We start from the raw sequence: 3,398 nt of genomic DNA, 5'->3' as shown, positions 1-3,398 counted from the left end.
GCGATAGCGGCAGATCGGCCGGCACATCATTGCCAGACACACCGCCATCGCCGGCAAGCCGGCTCCCATAAAGGAATGCGTTCAGGCAGCTCAGGTACTTTCACGCACCTGCAGTTCAAACCCCATGTCCACCACCGGTTTGGCGATCTTGTTGCCCGCCATGACCGTCAGCAAATGCTCCGCCGCACGTCGCCCGATGGCTTCTCGCGGGGTGCTGATGCTGCTCAGGCGCGGCACCATGAAGGATGACGCCGGCAGGTCATTGAAACCCAGCACCGCCACACGCTCTGGCACCTTGATGCCATGGCGCAGGGCTTCCAGCAGGGCGCCCTGGGCCAGGTCGTCGTTGCCAAAGAAGATCGCATCCACATCTGGATGGGCTGCCAGCATCTGCAGGAACAGCTCGCCTCCTAGACCGACGGAGGAAGGCCGCGGGGTCAGCAGTTCCAGCGCCGGGTCGTACAGGCCTGCCTGCTGCAACGCACGGCGAAAGCCCTCGCCGCGCAGCAACGTGCGCTGGTCCAACTGCGCGCCGATATACGCCAGGCGCTTGCGCCCACGGGACAGCAGGTGCGCCGCTGCGGTTTCCCCTGCGCTCAGTTGCGAGAACCCCACGCAGTTCACGCCGGCGTTGGGGTCCAGGTCCATCATGTAGATGCACGGCACATTGCTGGCCTCGACCATCCGTCGCGCACTCTCGGTGCGGTCGAAGCCGGTCAGCAGCAAGCCCCGTGGCTGGTAGGCCATGTAGTTGCGCAGCAGGTTTTCTTCTTCTTCGCGGGAATAGTGGGAGTTGCCGATCAGCACTTCAAAGCCCTTGGGCCGCAGTACCTGGTGGATGGCTTCGAGGGTTTCGATAAACAGCAGGTTGGACAGCGACGGCACGATGACCACCACCGAATGGCTCTGGGCCGACGCCAGGGCACGGGCGGCCGGGTTGACCACGTAGTTCAGCTCGCTGGCGGCCTGCTGGACTTTTTCCACCAGTTCCTTGGCCACGGTGCTCACGCCCCGCAAGGCGCGGGACGCGGTAATCGGGCTGACGCCGGCCAGGCGGGCGACTTCGTTGAGGGTCGGGCGACCCGTGGTGCGCAATTTTTTATCGTTCTTGGAGGTCATCAGGCGGCTTGCCAAACAAAAATCGAGGCACTAAGGTAGCGCTGTCTCCAAATGGCTGCAAATGCTTGAACGCAGGGTTGCCTGATCCGGTTCAAATGATTGGAGAGGATGCACGCGTCACTCCATAAAAATGACAAGACGGCGCGGGAAAAGCCTGTTTTTGCACTAGCCTTACAGCGTGCAAAGGTAGCGCTATCTGCGTCCTGAGGTGTTTCATGAGTCAACCTGTTACCGCCCTGGTCATCATGGGTGTTTCCGGCTGTGGCAAGTCCAGCGTCAGCGAGGCCCTGTGCCGCCTGAACGGCGCCACCGCCATCGAAGGCGACAGCTTTCACCCCGCCGCGAACATCGAGAAGATGAGCGCCGGCCACCCCCTCAACGACGACGACCGCGCCGGCTGGCTCGACATCCTGTGCGATGAACTGCGCCGTTCGCTCAAGGCGGGCGAGCACCCGGTGCTCACCTGTTCGGCCCTGAAAAAGAAATACCGCGATCACCTGCGTGAAGCCGCGCCCGGCCTGGGGTTCATCTTCCTGGAGCTGACCCGCGCCGTCGCCGCCGACCGCGTGTCCCATCGCCCCGGCCACTTCATGCCGGCAAGCCTGATCGACAGCCAGTTCGCCACCCTTGAATCGCCCGTGGGCGAGCCGCTGACCCTGGCCCTCAACGCCAGCGAAGACAGCGTTGAGGAGCTGGCCGAGCAAACCAACGCCTGGTGGCTGCAACACGGCTTTGAACCTACTCATTAATTTTTTGCCGGAAAAGATAGCGCTATCCCCGGCGAAAGATTCAACACCCGCTTTAATAACAACAACAAACAGGAGAGACCCCCCATGTTTGGCATGTCCCACGAGTCTTACCTACTGCTCGATGCAGTGGTCACTATCATCGGGTTGATCGTTCTGATCACCAAGTTCAAGGTGCACCCGTTCATTGCACTGATCATCGCGGCCGGCTTCCTGGGCCTGACCTCGGGCATGCCCGTGGACAAGATCATCAAGGCGTTCCAGGACGGTTTCGGCGGCGTGCTCGGCTTCGTCGGCATCATCCTTGCGCTGGGCACGATGCTCGGCAAGATGATGGCCGAATCCGGCGGCGCCGATCAGATCGCCCAGACCCTGATCCGCGCCTTCGGTAAAGAGAAGGTGCAGTGGGCGATGATGTTCGCCGCGTTCCTGGTGGGCATCCCGCTGTTCTTCGAGATCGGCTTTGTGCTGCTGATTCCGCTGGTGTTTATCGTGGCGCGCCGCACCGGTGTGTCGCTGATCAAGATCGGCATCCCGTTGCTCGCCGGCCTGTCGGCGGTGCACGGCCTGGTGCCGCCGCACCCGGGCCCGCTGCTGGCCATCGGCGTGTTTGGCGCGGACATCGGCAAGACCATCCTCTACGGCCTGATCGTCGCACTGCCGACTGCCATCATCGCTGGCCCGATCTTCGGCACGTTCATCGCCAAGTACATCCCGGGCAACCCGTCCCAGGAACTGGTCGACCAACTGGCCCGTGAACCAGAAAACAAGAACCTGCCCAGCTTCAGCGTGACACTGATCACCGTGCTGCTGCCGGTGTTCCTGATGCTGCTCAAGACCTTCGCCGACATCGCCCTGCCGGACGGCCACGCCATTCGCAACTGGATGGACATGATCGGCCACCCGATCACCGCGCTGTTGCTGGCCTTGCTGCTGTCGCTGTACACCTTTGGCCATCGCCAGGGCATCGGTTCCAAACAGATCCTCAAGCTGCTCGACGCCAGCCTGGCGCCCACCGCTGCGATCATCCTGATCATCGGTGCCGGTGGTGGTTTCAAGCAGATGCTGGTGACCAGCGGCGTGGGCGACGTGATCGGCCATATGGCGGTGAACGCGCAGATCAACCCGATTTTGCTGGCGTGGCTGGTGGCGGCGGTGATTCGTGTGGCGACCGGTTCAGCGACCGTGGCGACCATTACCGGCGCAGGCATCGTGGTGCCGGTGGTGGGGATGATTCCGGGGGTTAACCGTGAACTGCTGGTGTTGGCGACGGGGGCGGGCTCGTTGATCCTGTCTCACGTCAACGATGCGGGGTTCTGGCTGGTGAAGCAGTATTTCAACATGACTGTGGCTGAGACGTTCAAGACCTGGACGGCGATGGAGACCATCCTGTCGATTGTGGCGCTGATCTTCATCATGCTGTTGTCGTTGGTGGTGTAAGCCACACCACAAAACTTACTGCAGGAATTCAATATAGATGTGGGAGCTGGCTTGCCTGCGATAGCGGTGGTGAATTCACCGCCGCTATCGCAG

At 61.8% G+C, this 3,398-nt stretch carries 3 protein-coding genes; 2 read left to right on the top strand and 1 reads right to left on the bottom strand.

Features of this window, described 5'->3' with window-relative positions:
- Positions 1-90 precede the first annotated feature (90 nt).
- Positions 91-1,122: an HTH-type transcriptional regulator GntR gene (gene gntR, locus AC07OV_RS29915; protein WP_176998023.1), complete on the bottom strand. Its 1,032-nt coding sequence runs from the start codon at positions 1,120-1,122 to the stop codon at positions 91-93.
- Between the two features lie 212 nt (positions 1,123-1,334).
- Between gntR and AC07OV_RS29910 the strand changes: the two genes are divergently transcribed.
- Both AC07OV_RS29910 and AC07OV_RS29905 read left to right on the top strand, forming a co-directional pair.
- Entirely contained in the window at positions 1,335-1,868 is a 534-nt protein-coding gene (locus AC07OV_RS29910; protein WP_495093565.1) for a gluconokinase, read from the top strand.
- Between the two features lie 84 nt (positions 1,869-1,952).
- The gene (locus AC07OV_RS29905; protein WP_176998013.1) at positions 1,953-3,305 is read left to right on the top strand and encodes a GntP family permease; all 1,353 of its coding nucleotides are present in this window, start codon (positions 1,953-1,955) and stop codon (positions 3,303-3,305) included.
- Positions 3,306-3,398: the final 93 nt, after the last annotated feature.

The organism is Pseudomonas sp. GW821-FHT09A09, assembly GCF_059418405.1.
Note: the sequence above shows the minus strand (reverse complement) of the source record. Positions and strands in the feature narration are given on the sequence as shown.

What these genes read in the sequence shown, in the direction of transcription:
- AC07OV_RS29905 (WP_176998013.1), top strand. Translation starts at nt 1,953, where the DNA reads ATGTTTGGCATGTCCCACGAGTCTTACCTACTGCTCGATGCAGTGGTC.
- AC07OV_RS29910 (WP_495093565.1), top strand. Translation starts at nt 1,335, where the DNA reads ATGAGTCAACCTGTTACCGCCCTGGTCATCATGGGTGTTTCCGGCTGT.